The organism is Bacillus sp. LLTC93 (genome assembly GCF_002993125.1).
Classification (GTDB): Bacteria; Bacillota; Bacilli; order Bacillales; family Bacillaceae; genus Bacillus; species Bacillus zhangzhouensis.
In genome coordinates, this window is sequence record NZ_PVME01000004.1 from 319,986 (window position 1) to 336,799 (window position 16,814).

Genomic DNA, 16,814 nt, shown 5'->3' on the forward strand with positions numbered 1-16,814 from the left:
GGGGAACGGAATGAAAACACAAGAAGAACGAACTGTACACTTTGACCAAGACTTGCAAATAGAAGCGTATCGCTTTCATGGCATCATGCAAAAATTCCCGAATCATTTTCATACATACTATGTGATTGGATTTATTGAAAGCGGCCAAAGACGTTTGATTTGCCAAAATCAAGAATACATCATTGAAGAGGGAGATATTCTTCTTTTTAATCCATATGATAATCACGCATGTGAACAAATTGATCACAAGACGTTAGATTATCGCTGCTTAAATATTGAAGCAGACGTGATGGAGAAGATGTTTCAGCACAAGCCGCATTTTAAAGCCCCTGTGTTTTCACAAAGTGAACTGACCAAGCTTTTATATGAGCTTCACCAAATGATCACAGAAGAAGCCCCTGCTTTGAATAAACAGGAAACCTTCTATTTTTTCATGAAGCAGCTGATCGAAGCCTATGCTGATATGCCAGAGAAAAAAGCGTCAGCACCGCATACCAATGAACAGAAAGTCCAAGACGTACAGGAATATATCGAGGCGCACCTCACGAAAAATATATCGTTAGACGAATTAGGTGAGCTTGTATCGATGAACAAATACTCACTGCTCAGAGCTTTTACAAAGTTCAGGGGGATCACGCCGTATCGTTATTTACAGACAGTCAGAGTGAACTATGCGAAGGAGCTTCTCGCTCAAGGATTGAAACCTGTAGATGCGGCTGTTTCCGCCGGGTTTTCTGACCAAAGTCATTTGAGTCATTTCTTTTCAGAATTTATTGGGCTTACGCCAGGACAATATCAGCAAATCTTTGCAAAGCAGGTAACATCTGATGAAAAATAAACAGCTGCTTGGTCATCTAGCGGCCATGTTTACCATTTTTTTATGGGGATCTACCTTTATATCAACCAAAATATTATTAGCGGTTTTTTCTCCGACAGAGATTTTATTTCTTCGTTTTTTCATTGGGTATCTTGCCCTTATGATCATCTATCCGGTGACCATGAAGGTACGTCATAAAAAGCATGAAGGGATGTTTGCACTGGCAGGGCTATGTGGGGTGGTCTTATACTATTTTTTGGAAAATGTAGCACTTACCTATACGTTCGCTTCAAATGCTGGTGTCATCAGTTCTGTTGTCCCGTTCTTTTCTTTTTTATTGGCCTATTTTTTGTTAAAAGATGAGCCTTTACATAAACAGTTTTTCATTGGCTTTTTCATCGCAATGACGGGGATTGCCCTTATTAGCTTTAATGGGATGACGACGTTCCAATTAAACCCTATTGGGGATCTTCTAGCATTAACTGCTACCATTGTATGGGCCTTCTATTCTATTTTATCGAAAATCATCAATAAATACGGCTACCATATCATTCAGGTGACAAGACGTGTCTTTTTTTACGGATTACTATGGATGATTCCGCTGCTCTGGCACTTTAAAATCAACCTAGACTGGGAGCGATTGACGAATCCATCGCTTGCCTTTCATTTGCTGTTTTTAGGTCTTTTCGCCTCTGCGATTTGTTTCCTGACATGGAGCTTTTCAGTGAAAACGCTGGGTGTGGTGAAATCAAGTGTGTACATTTATGGGGTTCCCATTATCACGATGGTCATTTCAATGATCGTTCTTCAAGAGAGAATGACCCTCTTGTCATTGCTCGGAACGGCACTGACGTTAGGAGGCTTGCTTCTTTCAGATAAAAAAGGAGCGGGTAGACAAAAACAGCCAGCTCCGATACAGCTGCAGAATAAAAAGGCGCTTTGATCAAAAAAGCGTCTTTTTGTTTATTGAAAGAACATGGACTCTTTAGTAAACTCAACTTAAATGGTCGACGGTCGACCGATGATGAGGGGGAGATATCAATGAAGCATTTTTCAATTGCCACAATACCAGGTGATGGGGTTGGGAAAGAGGTTGTACCTGAGGCAGTACGAGTGTTGAAAGCGGTATCAGAAGTGCATGGCGGTCTGTCTTTTACTTTTCAGGATTTTCCGTGGAGTTGTGAATATTATTTAGAGCATGGCGAAATGATGCCGAAGAATGGATTGGATCAACTGAAAGCCTTTGACAGCATTTTCTTAGGGGCTGTGGGAGATGCCAACTTAGTGCCTGATCATGTATCACTTTGGGGTTTGCTCATTAAAATTAGAAGAGAGTTTGAACAGGTGATTAACGTCAGACCTGCAAAACAGCTAAAGGGAATACGCTCACCGCTTGCCCAGCCAAAGGATTTCGATCTTCTCGTTGTGAGAGAAAATGGTGAAGGTGAATACAGTGAAATTGGAGGCCGCATCTATCAAGGGGAAGATCAGCTCGCCATTCAAAATGCTGTTTTCTCAAGAAAAGGGACAGAGCGTGTCATGCGTTTTGCCTTTCAATTAGCAGAAAAGAGACGAAAGCATGTAACAAGTGCAACAAAATCGAATGGCATCGTTCATACAATGCCATTTTGGGATGAAGTGTTTCAAGACGTATCAAAGGACTACCCTGAGGTTACAGCAGATTCGCAGCATATTGATGCACTCTCGGCCTTCTTTGTGACAATACCGGAGAAATTCGATGTCATTGTAGCCAGCAATTTGTTTGGCGACATTTTGACTGATCTTGGTGCAGCCATTATGGGAAGTATTGGCGTTGCGCCAGCAGCCAACATCAATGTAAATGGCAAATACCCATCCATGTTTGAGCCGGTACACGGATCAGCACCAGATATTACGGGAAAAGGGATCGCCAACCCGATCGGTCAAATTTGGACCGCTAAACTCATGCTTGATCATTTCGGAGAGGAAGAGCTAGGCACACACCTTCTCGAAACCATTGAATCGATCACAGCAGACGGCTTTTTAACTGCAGACATCGGCGGAGCCTATCAAACAAAAGAGGTCACAAACGAAATCATCAAACGATTGAAGAAATAACCCGTCATTAGAACCGCGTCTCCACGTCTGCTATAATAAAAGGATGGATAGAAGAAAGAGATGTGAAATCTAGTGTCAAAAACAGTTGTATTAGCAGAGAAACCTTCAGTAGGGCGTGACCTTGCGCGTGTACTGAAGTGTCATAAAAAAGGAAATGGTTTTTTAGAAGGAGATCAATACATTGTGACGTGGGCGCTTGGCCATTTGGTCACACTGGCTGATCCAGAAGGCTACGGAAAAGAATTTCAATCCTGGCGTTTAGAGGATTTGCCAATCATTCCAGAGCCGCTCAAGCTTGTGGTGATGAAAAAGACAGGCAAACAGTTCCAAGCAGTAAAGGCTCAGCTTGCAAGAAAAGATGTAAAAGACATTGTCATCGCAACAGATGCTGGACGTGAAGGGGAGCTTGTCGCAAGATGGATTCTTGAAAAAGCGCATGTGAAAAAGCCATTAAAACGACTATGGATCTCATCTGTCACGGACAAAGCCATTCAAGAAGGCTTCAAACGATTAAAAGACGGCAGAGAATATGATAACCTGTATCGCTCAGCGGTCGCACGTGCAGAGGCAGACTGGATTGTAGGGATCAACGCGACAAGAGCACTGACGACCAAGTTCAATGCACAGCTCTCCTGCGGACGGGTGCAAACACCAACCGTTGCCATGATCGCAAAGCGAGAGGAAGACATTCAGCAATTTCAGCCGAAGCCGTTCTTTGGACTGACTGCACAAGTAGATGGACTTACGTTGACCTGGCAGGATGCCAAAACAAAGCAAAACCGTACATTCCAAGAGGATCTGATTAAAGAGCGCTTGGCAGGCTGCAAAGGAAAACCGGCAGTGATTGACGCGCTGAAAAAAGCAGCCAAAAAGGCCTTTGCTCCAGGGTTATATGACCTGACAGAATTGCAGCGTGACGCCCACAAACGCTATGGCTTTTCGGCGAAAGAAACACTGTCTACCCTTCAACGGCTTTATGAGCAGCATAAGCTTGTCACCTACCCGCGTACAGATTCACGTTTTATTTCAGCGGATATCGTTCCCACATTAAAGGATCGGTTAAAAGGAATGAACGTCAGACCGTACGCACAACATGTGAACCGTATTTTACAATCAGGTATTAACGCGCACAAAGGCTTCGTCAACGATGCCAAAGTGTCGGATCACCATGCGATCATTCCAACCGAGGAAGAGCTGTATCCTGGTGTATTAAGTGATAAAGAGCGTAAATTATATGATCTGATTGCCAAACGATTCCTTGCGGTTCTTATGAAACCTTTTGAGTACGAGGAAACAACTGTTATCGCCAAGATAGGCAGTGAAACGTTCACAGCAAAAGGGAAAACCGTGCAATCAGCTGGCTGGAAAGCCGTGTACGATGATTCCTATGAAGACGAGGAATCAACCGAAGCAGATCAGCATCTGCCGCTACTCTCAGAAGGCCAGTCCCTTGAAGTACGACAGCTGAAAGAAACAAAAGGAGAAACGAAGCCTCCTGCCCGTTTTAATGAAGGGACCCTTTTATCTGCAATGGAGAACCCGGCGGCATTTATGCAGAACCAGGAAAAGGACCTAGTGAAAACCCTTGGTGAAACGGGTGGTCTAGGAACAGTGGCAACAAGAGCCGATATCATTGAAAAGCTGTTTAATAGCTTCTTAATTGAGAAAAAGGGCAAAGACATCTTCATCACATCAAAAGGGAAGCAGCTCCTCTCTTTAGTGCCTGAAGACTTGAAGTCCCCTGCTTTAACTGCTGAATGGGAACAAAAGCTTTCAAAAATTTCGAAAGGCCAATTGAAAGCTTCTCAATTTATGAGTGAAATGAAGTCATATGCAAAACAAGCAGTGACTGAAATCAAACAGACGAACCAAACATTTAAGCATGACAACGTCACTGGAACCCATTGTCCTGACTGCGGAAAACTCATGCTGAAAGTGAACGGGAAAAATGGCACAATGCTCGTCTGTCAGGATCGGGAATGTGGACACCGAAAAAACGTGGCGAAGAAAACAAATGCACGCTGCCCGAACTGTCATAAAAAACTCGAGCTGCGCGGAGAAGGCGATGGCAAAATCTTTGCTTGTGTGTGCGGACATAGAGAGAAGCTGTCTGTTTTCGAGAAACGCAAATCACAATCCAATCAAAAACGAGCCAGTAAGCACGATGTGTCTAAATATATGAAGAAACAAAACAAAGTGGAAGAACCGATCAATAACGCACTAGCTGAACAATTAAAGAAACTAAAATTAGATCAATAGTTGTGTAAAAACCCGTGCGAAATCGCATGGGTTTTTTATTAAAATCAAGCATATCGGCAGGTTTTTTTTTCTGAAATTGGGAGTAACTATGCGAAAAGGCTCGTAATTTGGTATAAAATATTTATTTGAATTTAAACAGAAACGCTCTATAATAAATCGTTAGAGCTAACAAAACTGGGAGATGAAAGGGGACGCGAATGGATACATCCATACATCGTACAGCTATCGTTATACTTATTGTGATTCTTCTAGGCGGATGTACCTGGAAACAGCAGCAAGAGCCAGCTCATCCAGAATCAGTACAGCCGGTATTGCCGGGAGAATACTTTATCACTCATCACTTAATGACAGACCAAGGGATGATTCGCACCTCTTTTGCAGAGCAGCATATTTACTTATCTGAATCGCTTGGACTTTGGATGGATTATCTTGTTCAAAAAAAAGATCAACCATCTTTTGACCAACAGGTAGACGTCCTGCACACTCAATTCTTACTAAATCATGATCTTCTCAGCTGGCAAATTGAATCACAACAAAAAAGTAAGGTCAATGCTTTAGTCGATGATTTACGTGTAGTGGCAGCACTTCAAAAGGCAGATCAATTGTGGCAGAAGTCAGCATATCAGACCACAGCGAAAGAAATCGCACAAGCGCTAAAAGACAACAACATGTTCAAGGGCATACTCACCGATTATTATGATGCATCGACAAAGCAAACTTCACACACAATCACACTCTCATATATGGACCCAAAAGCAATCAAAGAATTGGTATCCCTCCAAATATTCACGAAACAAACGATGATCAACCAATTGGCCATTCTAAAAAATGCACCGAGACAAAAAGGGTTCTTTCCTAAATCCTATGACATAGCGAAAAAAGCCTACTCATTTGATCAAGAAATCAACTTGATTGATCAACTTTATACGGCTCTCCATGCCGAACATGCACAGGTTGATACATCTGAGATCATGAAATGGCTAAAAACGAATTTTCAAGAAGAAGGAAAACTGTACGGACGATATGAGCTGAACTCATTGAAGCCAGCTGTGACGTATGAATCGCCTTCGGTATATGCACTGGTGATCTTATATGCTCTCAATCAAGGAGAGCTGGATTTTGCAAAAGATGTCTATCACCGAATGAAAGAATTACAAATCCAAGATCCTCTCAAGCCTTATTACGGAGGATACATGAACGAAAAAGAAACACACTCATTTGATAATTTATTGCCTCTTATTGCAGAAAGGGAGCTTCTAAATGAATCGGTTATTCAGTAATACGTATCGCTTGTATTATTCTCTGCTCCTCACGTTTGCAGGTCTTATTTTGTTTATGGGCTACTTAAACGTACATGATGCGGAGAGCTTCATGATCATCGCGCTGACATTTGTCGTGTTAGGATGCGGCATTTTATTTGGTATTTTACCAGCATTAATTTTCACCTTACTTATTTTGTTCTTTATAGGAAGTGTCATGTTCTTTACAGAGCTTGGACACACGAATCCGCTCTTTACCAATCAAACATTGCAAGATGTGGTGATCTGGGGCGTGGCACTCCTCTTTTTCGCTATTTCAGCAGGGAACATGCATGAGCGTATCAAGACGATGCGTCACACCATTGAACAACAAAAGCAGGCAATCAAACAATTTGTGGCGATTGACTCGACAACAGGGTTTGACAATGCAGAGCGGATGAAGCTGGAATTGTCCGAGGAAATGAAACGGGCAGAACGATACAAACAGCCATTTGTCTTTATCCTTCTTCATATGCACTACGCAGCAGAATTCAAATCGTTATATGGCGAAAAAGAAATGCAGCACCTTTTTCAGCAATTGAGTATCAAGATCCGCGAGAGTGTGAGAGAAACCGATAAGAAATTTCGATTATCCGAAGAACGAATGGGTCTGATGCTCACCCACACACCTGAAGAAAACGTTTCTGTCGTCCTTGATAAGCTAAAGGATAAACTGCAAACGCATGTCTTACTAAACGGTCGTGAGGTGACCCTGACATTTCATGTCTGTCATTTAACAAGCAGCTCGGCTTATCGTACACCAGAGCAATTTTTAGAAGAACTAGAAAACGAGATGATGATGAATGAACTTTAATCCTTTGATGAAATGCTGTTTGTTGATCGCTCTTTTTTTGATGCTCTCGTTCAAACACATATATTCAGCCGAAGCTCATGTTGCGCAGCCGAATACCCTTATTATTTATTCGACAGAATCGGGTGAAGTGACCCCAGCTGTTCATATGCTTGATTTACTCGTCGGTCATTTTACCAAACGAACGACGATTGTATCCGATGAACAAATGGCTAAAAAGAAGCTCAATGAATTTCAGCAAGTCATCTATATCGGTGAAGTAAAGAAAGCATTGCCAAAACAAACCATTCGTGCGATCAACAAATCTAAACGTTTAATGGCCATTGGATGCAATGCGGAACAGTTACGCACATTCTCTAAGCTCACTTTTCATAAACAAGATCACACCAGTCAAATCAAACGTACACATGATCAGACCTATCGTCAGCTTGAGAGAGGTATCACAGCACTATCGGTTCAAGGGGCAAATCTGCAAAGTGAATTTCTATTGAAGAAAAATCAAGCTGCTCTGCCATTTGTGGTTCAAACAATAGAAGGTGCGGCTTATATCGGAATGTTAGATGTAGTGCAACAGAGCAAGCTTCTTGCAGAAGTGCTAGAAACACTCCTGCCGTCTTCTGATCAAGTGACGACAAAATACTTACGGCTAGGGAATATCAGTCCAGCCACTAACGAGAAGAAGTTGCTTGAACTTGGACAATACGTATTCGCCCGGCATATTCCTTTTCTTGTAGCAGTGACCCCTGTATGGATTGATCCGGCAACAGGTGATGAAGTGACACTGAATGACCGTCCTCACCTTGTGAATGTGTTGAAACAATTCCAAAGCAACGGAGCTAGCGTGATTCTTCATGGATTTAGCCGTACGTATCGAACTGAGGAATCTGGTCAGGGCTTTGAGTTTTGGGATGTAAAGTACGATCAGTCTATTACCTCAAATGAATCGAAGAAAGCTGAAAAGAAGCTGAGTAAAAGCCATTTTCCAAATGAAAAAGACTTCGATGCTTATACCAAATCCGCTCAGCACCAAGAAGTCATCTATACAGAAGAAAAACTGACAAAAGGCATTGAGCTTCTAACGCAGCAAGGGCTCTATCCACTTGCATTTGAAGTTCCGCATGATGCCATATCTCAACAAGGCTATCAAGTGATTTCTCGGCATGTTTCAAGTCTATTTGGACAGGTACAGCTTTCGGATCGCACATGGAAAACAAGTGGTGCACCGCCATTTATGGCGACACCAGCCATGCTCCATGGCATGACCTTATATCCTGAACAACCTGTGGATACAGCGTCTGACCAAGAGGGTTCAAACGTTCTGACGGAACAGACGATTCAATCCATGCAACATATTCAATCTGCCACGATTGGACTGTCCTATGATGTGGAATCGGGCATAGATGGTCTACAGGATCTGATGACACAGTTGGAGGCGATCCCTTCTAGTGAATGGCTGGATTTAAAGAAAACAAAACAGACTGTCCAAACCGAACATGTACAGATCAAAACATCAGGTAATGGACAGATTCAAGTCCAGCAATCCAACATAGCAGAAACAAAAACAGTCAAAAGAAGCGGCATGGAAAATATGCTGCGAATTCTCACAGTCGTGGTGCTGCTATTTATTGTGGCATTTGCTTTTTACACATTGTATTTAAGGCTGACAATGAAAAAACGAATTTTTAAGGAGAGAAAATCAGGTGGCTGATGTCTTATTTTATCTTTCATTAATACTGATTTGGATCATGCTCCTATACCATATGTTTCTGATGCAGGGCGGCTTTCAGCACTATCTAACCTACGAAAAAGTGCTGCCTAAATGGACGAAACAAGGGAAAGAGCTGCCGACCGTCAGTATTCTTATTCCTGCTCATAATGAAGAGGTGGTCATTCGGCAAACGTTAAAAGCAATGGTTCAGCTATCCTATCCAAAACATCTTCTTGAAATCATTGTGATTAATGACAATTCCTCTGATCGTACCGGAGACATCGTACAATCATTCAGTGAGCAATATGATCATGTCCATATGATTGAAACGAAGCCGCCATTTGCAGGAAAGGGGAAATCCACTGCACTGAATGAAGGCTTGAAGGCTTCTACAGGAGAAGTTATTTGCGTATACGATGCAGATAACACGCCTGAACAAAAGGCTGTCTATCATTTAGTTCTTGGATTATTGAATGATCCAAAAGCTGGCGCTGTTGTCGGGAAATTCAGGGTCATCAATGCAACTAAAAATCTGCTCACCAAATTCATTAACATTGAGACCATATGCTTCCAATGGATGGCGCAGGGCGGGAGATGGAAATGGTTTGGTATTACGACCATACCAGGCACAAACTTCGCGATCCGCCGGCACATCTTAGAAGAGCTTGGCGGCTGGGATGTTCATGCTTTGGCTGAGGACACCGAATTAACGATCCGTGTTTATAACCTGGGATATGTGATTCGATTTTTCCCTGCTGCGATCACATGGGAACAAGAGCCTGAGACTTGGAAGGTCTGGTGGCGGCAGCGAACGCGCTGGGCTAGAGGCAATCAATATGTTGTACTTAAATTTTTAAGGCAGTTTATGAAGCTAAAACGAAAACGAATGATTTTCGATTTGTTTTATTTTTTCTTTACGTATTTCTTGTTTTTCTTCGGTGTACTGCTCTCAAATGGCATATTTATCGTGAACTTATTTGTTGATCTTCACTTATCTGTAGGGACTGTTGCACTGATTCTATGGGGATTGGCCTTCTTCCTCTTTCTAACAGAAGTGATGATTACATTAAGTATTGAGAAAACAGAGCTGACCAAACAGAACATTCTCATTGTGGCTCTCATGTACTTCACCTATTCTCAAGTATGGATTGCGCTTGTTGTGTACTCCTTATGTGTAGAGGCGAAGAGTCGATTATTGAAACAAGAAGTGAAATGGTACAAAACAGAGCGTTACGATCAACAACAAAAGAAAAGCGGGTGACAAATTGAAATCGGTAAAATGGATGATTTTTATATTGGCTTTATCCCTTGCCATTCAGCCTTTTTTCATGACAGGTCAAGCAATGGCGCAATCAAATAAAGTACAGGTAAAAGATGATTGGGTACGTTCATCAAAAGGAAGTAAAGCAGAAACGCAGCACTTAACAGAAGATGTGGTGACCTTATACGGACAAGAAGACCGTACTGAATTTTCCTATCAAGTTGACAAAGAAAAAGTAGAGTCTAGCACTCTTACATTGAATATAGAGGCTTCTCCATTACTCATTTCGCCATCTTCATTCACTGTCATGATTGATGGAGAGATTGAAAAGACCATCCCCGTATCAGGGAAAAACCAAAAGAAATCGATTCAAATCAAATTAAACAAAGCACAACTGAAAAAAGGATCTCATCGAATTCAGCTCGCATTTTACGGCGTCTTAAAAGAAGGTGTGTGTATCAACCAAGAGACACCTGCCAATTGGCTAAAGGTATATCCTGAAAGTAAGCTGGCATTCAAAGGAACTCAAACGAAAGACCTTACATTAGACAGCTTCCCATCACCTTTCATTCAAACAGGTGATCAGAAAGAGCAAACAAATATTGTGCTTCCAAATACACCAGATGAGGCTGAATTAGAAGCCGCCATCAAGATATACCGTACATTGAAAAACAAAGATCGCCTAGCAGACATCAAACTCATTCAAGAGAAGGACATCCAGCAAATTGCGCATCCAACCATTGCTGTGGGAGCAAAAGGAAGCTGGAATGGACGAATGAAATTGATTGAGCAAGCTGCCGAGATTCAAACAGAAAGCAATCATCTCACCTTAGCGGTTAGAACCCTGATAGCAAAGAAAAAAGAACAGCCTGTCTTATTTGTCACAGCTGACCAGCCAAGAACAATTGCTGAAAAAATCAATGTCCTCACTCAGCCAGAACTGACAGGTCAACTCACTGGCACGAACTTAATGCTTCAAAAGGTCGTAGCTAAAACCACTAAGCCATCTCACCATATTCGTCTAAAAGATTTTGGTGGAGATGATGTCACTGTTGGGACCAAAAAGACGGCGTCTGATCACTACTATTATTCGAAAGCATTGATTGCTAACCAAAAATCAGGCGCAAAGCTCAATCTGTCATTTAAAAAGTCTAATGCAGCAAGCAAAACAGAACGGTTAACTGTGATGATCAATGACGAACCGCACGACGTACCACTAACAAAACTAGGCAGTAAAGATGAAAATGGTTTCTATCATGTGTCGGTTCCAGTAGATGCAAAGGTACTGCAAAAAAATGAATATATTGATTTGCAATTTGTCACAACTGGTTTTAAAAACATGGAATCTTGCAGGCATACGGATGAAGAAGGCTGGATTTTCATTGATAAGAACAGCTCCCTTCAAATTCCAGAAGGAACAACTAGTAATACACCGGATTTAGCCACATGGCCGCGTCCTTTCACTTCAATGACGCAGCAAGAAGAAACAATGATCATCATGCCAGATCAAATCAAACGTGAAACGATCAATCAAATGGCGATGCTAACAGAATCATTTAGTCAGCCAGAAGCTGCTCAATATCATTTGATCAAAGCCTCTAATGTGACAAATGAACAATTGAAAAATCACGCTCTCATTTTCATCGGGGGCATTCAAACGTTCTCTCTTTTAAAAGAAAAAGCAGGCGATCTGATCGTTCCAACGAAAAAGGATCAATACGATGTATCCTCTTTTGGCATGATCAATGAAACAACTGCTCGTATTGTATGGACGCAGCCATCTGTTTGGAATAAAGAACAGACAATGACGGTCTTTTCAGGAATGAATGCAGCTGAAGCTGACGTTTCAAATGAAGTGATTCATTTCCTTCAAACAAATACGGAGACTTCAACAGTTGCGATAGAGAGCAAAAACAAAGACATGTTCTCTAATCATCAAACGGTCAGCAGCGCATCAAGCGACCTAAAAACAGGTGAAAAACAAAGCAGCAGCGAGTCTTGGATCTACTTTGTATGTATAGCTGCACTAATCCTTTTTGTGCTTGCAATGATTATCTATTTCGTACGAAAAAACCGTAAAAAGACTGAGTTTTAAACGCTCAAAAGACCTTGAAAAAATCTCTTTACTTTGGTGTCAAACGGGAGTATGATCTCTTTTATAAAAGACCAATCGCTGAATCATTTCGATGAGCGGGGGAACCAATTGTGGTATAAAACACCACGTGGGGTGAATCCTTTTAAGGTAGGGCAAAGTCTCATGCGCCCGAATCCGTCAGCTAACCTCGTAAGCGTTAAAGAGAGCAAAGACCAACCTGTGATCTAAACTATAGGCACAGGGGCATTCTATTGCCTCTGTGTCTTTTTGGCGATCCATCTTTTGTAACTTAAATCGTTTGACACTAAAGGAGCGGGCAACACATGTACAGTTTGATGAAGCGTATTTTAATTGGTAAACCATTAAAATCACAGGCAGCAGGAGAACAAAAACTATCAAAAATCAAAGCTTTGGCATTATTGTCATCAGACGCATTGTCATCAGTTGCATACGGTACAGAACAGATTTTGATTGTTCTATCAGTCGTCAGTGCGGCGGCGTTCTGGTACTCACTCCCGATTGCAGGTTGTGTATTAATTCTTTTAATGGCGTTAATTCTATCTTACCGGCAGATTATCTATGCTTATCCAGAAGGCGGCGGGGCTTATATCGTCTCTAGCAGGAACTTAGGTGAAAAACCCGGGCTGATCGCTGGAGGATCATTGCTGGTAGATTATATTTTAACAGTAGCAGTGAGCATTTCAGCGGGTACTGATGCCATCACATCAGCTTTTCCAGCACTATATCCATATCACGTCTTGATTTCAATTGTATTGGTCATCGTGATTATGGTGCTCAACCTTCGTGGATTGACGGAATCGGCATCTATTTTGGCTTATCCTGTGTACCTGTTTGTATTCTCACTTCTTATTTTAATTGGAGTCGGCGGCTTTAAACTATTAACAGGGCAAGTGCCGCCAGCACCTGAGCATACAGCGTTTGGCACACATGTATCAGGCATTACATTATTTCTTTTATTAAAAGCATTTTCATCTGGCTGTTCTGCTCTGACTGGAGTTGAAGCCATTTCAAATACGATTCCATCCTTTAAAAAACCAGCAGCACAAAATGCAGCGAGAACATTACTGATGATGGGTGGATTACTGGCCGTTCTATTTGTAGGTGTGACATTGCTTGCATTTGGCTTTGGCATCTCACCAAAGCCAGAAGAAACGGTTGTGTCACAAATTGCATCAGACACATTTGGGCGTACATTTTTCTATTATGTCATACAGGCTGTCACGGCTTTAATTTTGATACTAGCAGCAAATACCGGCTTTTCAGCCTTTCCTTTATTGGCTGTTAACTTAGCTAAGGATAAATATATGCCGCGTATGTTTACTGTAAGAGGAGATCGACTTGGTTACTCCAATGGCATTATCTTTTTAGGCGTAGCCTCCATGCTGCTCATTTGGCTGTTTGATGGGAAAACTGAGCACCTGATTCCGCTATATGCTGTCGGTGTATTTATTCCATTTACCTTGTCTCAGACCGGAATGTGTGTAAAGTGGATTCGTGAAAAACCACAGGGTTGGAAAACGAAAATGCCAATCAATATAGTGGGAGCACTTATTTCTTTCACGGTTCTCATGATTCTCATTTTGACTAAGTTCCATCTTGTATGGCCATTATTTGTTTTCATGCCAATCGTTCTATTGATCTTTCATGCCATCAAAAAGCATTACCTGTCTGTAGGAGAACAACTGCGTTTATTGAATGAAACAGAGCCGGTTGAGATCAAAGGAAACGTGGTCATCGTACCAATAGCAGGAGTAACTCGTGTCGTCGAACAATCTGTTCAATATGCAAAATCCTTATCAGGTCAGGTCATAGCGGTTCACGTCTCCTTTGATAAAGAGAAAGACAAGAGAATTGAAGCAGATTGGGAAAAGCTGAATAGTGATGTGCGTCTTGTGATTTTACATTCGTCTTATCGAAGTCTCATTCACCCTCTTGATAAATTTCTTGAAACAATTGAGGCAAAAGCAAATGCGCATCAATATAAAGTGATGGTGCTCGTGCCTCAATTCATCCCGAAAAAAAGATGGCACACCATCTTGCATAATCAATCTGCTTTTTTATTAAGATTCCGTTTGTTATGGAAGCGGGATATTATTGTCGCCACCCTTCCATATCATTTTAAAAAGTAACAGGCGCAAGTTGAAACGTTTGATCAAAAGGGTGCGGTGGTATGGAGTAAGAAAAAAGGAGTTTTCTCACATGCCGCAAAGAACCGCAGGAAAAGAAGTAACAGCGCTACTGGAAGAGTGGGGCGTGAAACATATTTATGGAATGCCTGGCGACAGTATAAACGAATTGATCGAAGAACTAAGGCATGAATCAAGCCAAATACAATTCATACAAACGAGACATGAAGAAGTGGCAGCACTTTCAGCAGCGGCTGATGCCAAACTAACAGGTAAACTCGGAGTTTGCTTATCAATTGCTGGACCCGGTGCTGTCCACTTATTAAATGGACTATACGATGCAAAAGCAGATGGTGCGCCCGTTTTAGCGATTGCAGGGCAGGTTGCTTCGAGCGAAGTAGGCAGAGACGCATTTCAAGAAATCAAATTAGAGCGGATGTTTGACGACGTAGCTGTCTTTAATCAGCAGGTACAAACAGCAGAAGCTCTGCCAGACTTATTAAATCAAGCCATCAAAGCAGCCTATACCCATAAAGGCGTGGCAGTTCTCACCGTATCGGATGATTTATTTTCTCAAAAAATTAAGCGTAAGCCCGTTTATACATCTCCTCTTTATGTAGAGGGAGAGATGCGGCCAAAGAAAGATCAACTGCTAAAGGCTGCTCAGCTCATTAACAATGCGAAGAAGCCAGTTATCTTAGCAGGTAAAGGATTAAAAAATGCGAAAGAAGAGCTTCTTGCATTTGCTGAAAAGGCAGCTGCACCTATCGTCATTACACTTCCTGCAAAAGGAGTTGTTCCAGACAGGCATCCGTACTTTTTAGGAAACCTAGGTCAAATTGGAACGAAACCAGCATATGAAGCGATGGAAGAATGTGATCTCTTAATCATGCTCGGAACCTCCTTTCCATATAGGGATTACTTACCGGAGGACACACCTGCCATTCAATTGGATATAAAGCCAGATCAAATCGGTAAAAGATATCCGGTAGAAGTGGGAATAGTAAGTGACAGCAAGAATGGTTTGCATGAACTGACCTCCTATATTGAATATAAAGAACAGCGTGGTTTTCTTGAAGCTTGTACAGAGCATATGATGAAGTGGCGAGAAGAAATGGATAAGGAAAAATCCGTTGCAACATCACCACTTAAACCGCAACAAGTCATCGCTAGATTAGAAGAAGCAGTCGAAGATGATGCCATTCTTTCAGTTGATGTCGGCAATGTGACGGTATGGATGGCACGCCATTTCGAAATGAAAAAACAAGATTTCATTATCTCCAGCTGGCTTGCGACAATGGGCTGCGGTTTACCTGGAGCCATATCGGCTAAATTAAACGAACCGAATCGCCAAGCCATTGCTGTCTGTGGTGACGGAGGCTTCACAATGGTCATGCAAGACTTCGTCACAGCTGTAAAATATAAGCTTCCGATCGTTGTCGTGATCTTAAATAACAACAACCTTGGAATGATTGAATATGAACAGCAGGTAAAGGGAAATATCAATTACGGTATAGAGCTAGAAGATATCGACTTTGCAAAATTTGCAGAAGCATGTGGCGGCAAAGGAATCTCAGTGTCAACACATGAAGAACTAGCACCAGCCTTTGATACAGCACTTCAATCCGATAAACCAGTCATTATTGATGTCGCTGTGACCAATGAACCGCCACTACCTGGGAAAATTACGTATACACAAGCAGCAGGCTTTAGTAAGTATTTATTGAAAAAATTCTTTGAAAAAGGTGAGCTGGATATCCCTCCACTTAAGAAAAGTCTAAAACGCTTTTTTTAAACACAACGTAGTCGGTCCTCTAAAAAGAGGGCTGGCTTTTTTTGTGATGAATGGGCAAACATATTTCAATTGTCACTTGTTTTATTCTCTCTAAAAATATTTGGAAACTATTTTTGTAACTTAAAGCCTATTTTTCCAACTAGCTGAGAAAGGTAAAATAGACTTTATGATCAATAATGGAGGGAGTGGCTTTTTCTGGGCAAGATACTTGATGCAAAAGCACTAACAAGTGCCATGGATACAAGGGCAAAACATTATCAGGCACTCCGTGAAGAAATGACTGATTTGAAAAAAGCCTTACAAGGCATGGCAAATCTCGGTGATGATTTTACTGGAAAAGGTGCCGATAACATTAAAAGTTTTTATAAAGAACTAGCAGGTAATGTGGACATGTTTATCAGCTTCATTGATAAGCAAAAAGCCTTTCATGAAGGTGTTTCGGGTACACTTGATGATACGAGCTTTGGCGGCGATACCTTCGTAGAAGAACACTTTTTAGACAATGCAGTCCATATGGGTATCAAAA

General features: G+C 41.6%; 12 protein-coding genes and 1 riboswitch. All 12 genes read left to right on the top strand.

The window, feature by feature from the left end:
* Window positions 1-10: 10 nt before the first annotated feature.
* Window positions 11-838, top strand: coding sequence for an AraC family ligand binding domain-containing protein (locus tag C6W18_RS15200; RefSeq protein ID WP_105928104.1), 828 nt, complete (start codon window positions 11-13; stop codon window positions 836-838).
* Window positions 828-1,760: a DMT family transporter gene (locus C6W18_RS15205; RefSeq protein ID WP_105928105.1), complete on the top strand. Its 933-nt coding sequence runs from the start codon at window positions 828-830 to the stop codon at window positions 1,758-1,760. Before C6W18_RS15200 ends, C6W18_RS15205 begins: the two co-directional genes overlap by 11 nt.
* 98 nt (window positions 1,761-1,858) lie before the next feature.
* Window positions 1,859-2,914 carry a tartrate dehydrogenase gene (locus C6W18_RS15210; protein ID WP_105928106.1) on the top strand — a complete coding sequence of 352 codons (1,056 nt, stop codon included), beginning with the start codon at window positions 1,859-1,861 and terminating at the stop codon, window positions 2,912-2,914.
* A gap of 72 nt (window positions 2,915-2,986) precedes the next feature.
* Window positions 2,987-5,173 carry a DNA topoisomerase III gene (locus C6W18_RS15215; protein ID WP_105928107.1) on the top strand — a complete coding sequence of 729 codons (2,187 nt, stop codon included), beginning with the start codon at window positions 2,987-2,989 and terminating at the stop codon, window positions 5,171-5,173.
* 197 nt (window positions 5,174-5,370) lie between these two features.
* On the top strand, window positions 5,371-6,453 hold the full coding sequence (locus tag C6W18_RS15220) for a glycosyl hydrolase family 8 (RefSeq protein ID WP_034324736.1): 1,083 nt from the start codon (window positions 5,371-5,373) through the stop codon (window positions 6,451-6,453).
* A complete protein-coding gene (locus C6W18_RS15225) occupies window positions 6,434-7,285 on the top strand; it encodes a GGDEF domain-containing protein (protein WP_034324737.1) in 852 nt (283 codons plus the stop codon). Before C6W18_RS15220 ends, C6W18_RS15225 begins: the two co-directional genes overlap by 20 nt.
* The gene (locus tag C6W18_RS15230; protein ID WP_105928108.1) at window positions 7,275-8,990 is read left to right on the top strand and encodes a DUF2334 domain-containing protein; all 1,716 of its coding nucleotides are present in this window, start codon (window positions 7,275-7,277) and stop codon (window positions 8,988-8,990) included. The genes C6W18_RS15225 and C6W18_RS15230 overlap by 11 nt, the downstream gene beginning before the upstream one ends.
* A gap of 37 nt (window positions 8,991-9,027) precedes the next feature.
* Entirely contained in the window at window positions 9,028-10,251 is a 1,224-nt protein-coding gene (locus tag C6W18_RS15235; protein WP_373465717.1) for a glycosyltransferase family 2 protein, read from the top strand.
* Between the two features lie 4 nt (window positions 10,252-10,255).
* The gene (locus C6W18_RS15240) at window positions 10,256-12,346 is read left to right on the top strand and encodes a cellulose biosynthesis cyclic di-GMP-binding regulatory protein BcsB (protein WP_105928110.1); all 2,091 of its coding nucleotides are present in this window, start codon (window positions 10,256-10,258) and stop codon (window positions 12,344-12,346) included.
* A gap of 66 nt (window positions 12,347-12,412) precedes the next feature.
* A riboswitch (cyclic di-AMP (ydaO/yuaA leader) is annotated at window positions 12,413-12,557 on the top strand.
* Window positions 12,558-12,669: 112 nt separating this feature from the next.
* Window positions 12,670-14,496 (top strand): APC family permease, encoded by a 1,827-nt coding sequence (locus tag C6W18_RS15245; protein ID WP_105928111.1) that lies wholly within the window; start codon window positions 12,670-12,672, stop codon window positions 14,494-14,496.
* 70 nt (window positions 14,497-14,566) lie between these two features.
* On the top strand, window positions 14,567-16,288 hold the full coding sequence (locus C6W18_RS15250; RefSeq protein ID WP_034324746.1) for a pyruvate oxidase: 1,722 nt from the start codon (window positions 14,567-14,569) through the stop codon (window positions 16,286-16,288).
* A gap of 234 nt (window positions 16,289-16,522) precedes the next feature.
* A partial coding sequence (locus C6W18_RS15255; protein WP_262982648.1) for a T7SS effector LXG polymorphic toxin occupies window positions 16,523-16,814 on the top strand: 292 nt, incomplete at its 3' end.

Excerpts from the sequence above, each read along its gene's own strand:
- C6W18_RS15210 (WP_105928106.1), top strand. The coding sequence starts at position 1,859 with ATGAAGCATTTTTCAATTGCCACAATACCAGGTGATGGGGTTGGGAAA.
- C6W18_RS15225 (WP_034324737.1), top strand. The coding sequence starts at position 6,434 with ATGAATCGGTTATTCAGTAATACGTATCGCTTGTATTATTCTCTGCTC.
- C6W18_RS15235 (WP_373465717.1), top strand. The coding sequence starts at position 9,028 with ATGCTCCTATACCATATGTTTCTGATGCAGGGCGGCTTTCAGCACTAT.
- C6W18_RS15205 (WP_105928105.1), top strand. The coding sequence starts at position 828 with ATGAAAAATAAACAGCTGCTTGGTCATCTAGCGGCCATGTTTACCATT.
- C6W18_RS15220 (WP_034324736.1), top strand. The coding sequence starts at position 5,371 with ATGGATACATCCATACATCGTACAGCTATCGTTATACTTATTGTGATT.
- C6W18_RS15230 (WP_105928108.1), top strand. The coding sequence starts at position 7,275 with ATGAACTTTAATCCTTTGATGAAATGCTGTTTGTTGATCGCTCTTTTT.
- C6W18_RS15245 (WP_105928111.1), top strand. The coding sequence starts at position 12,670 with ATGTACAGTTTGATGAAGCGTATTTTAATTGGTAAACCATTAAAATCA.
- C6W18_RS15200 (WP_105928104.1), top strand. The coding sequence starts at position 11 with ATGAAAACACAAGAAGAACGAACTGTACACTTTGACCAAGACTTGCAA.
- C6W18_RS15250 (WP_034324746.1), top strand. The coding sequence starts at position 14,567 with ATGCCGCAAAGAACCGCAGGAAAAGAAGTAACAGCGCTACTGGAAGAG.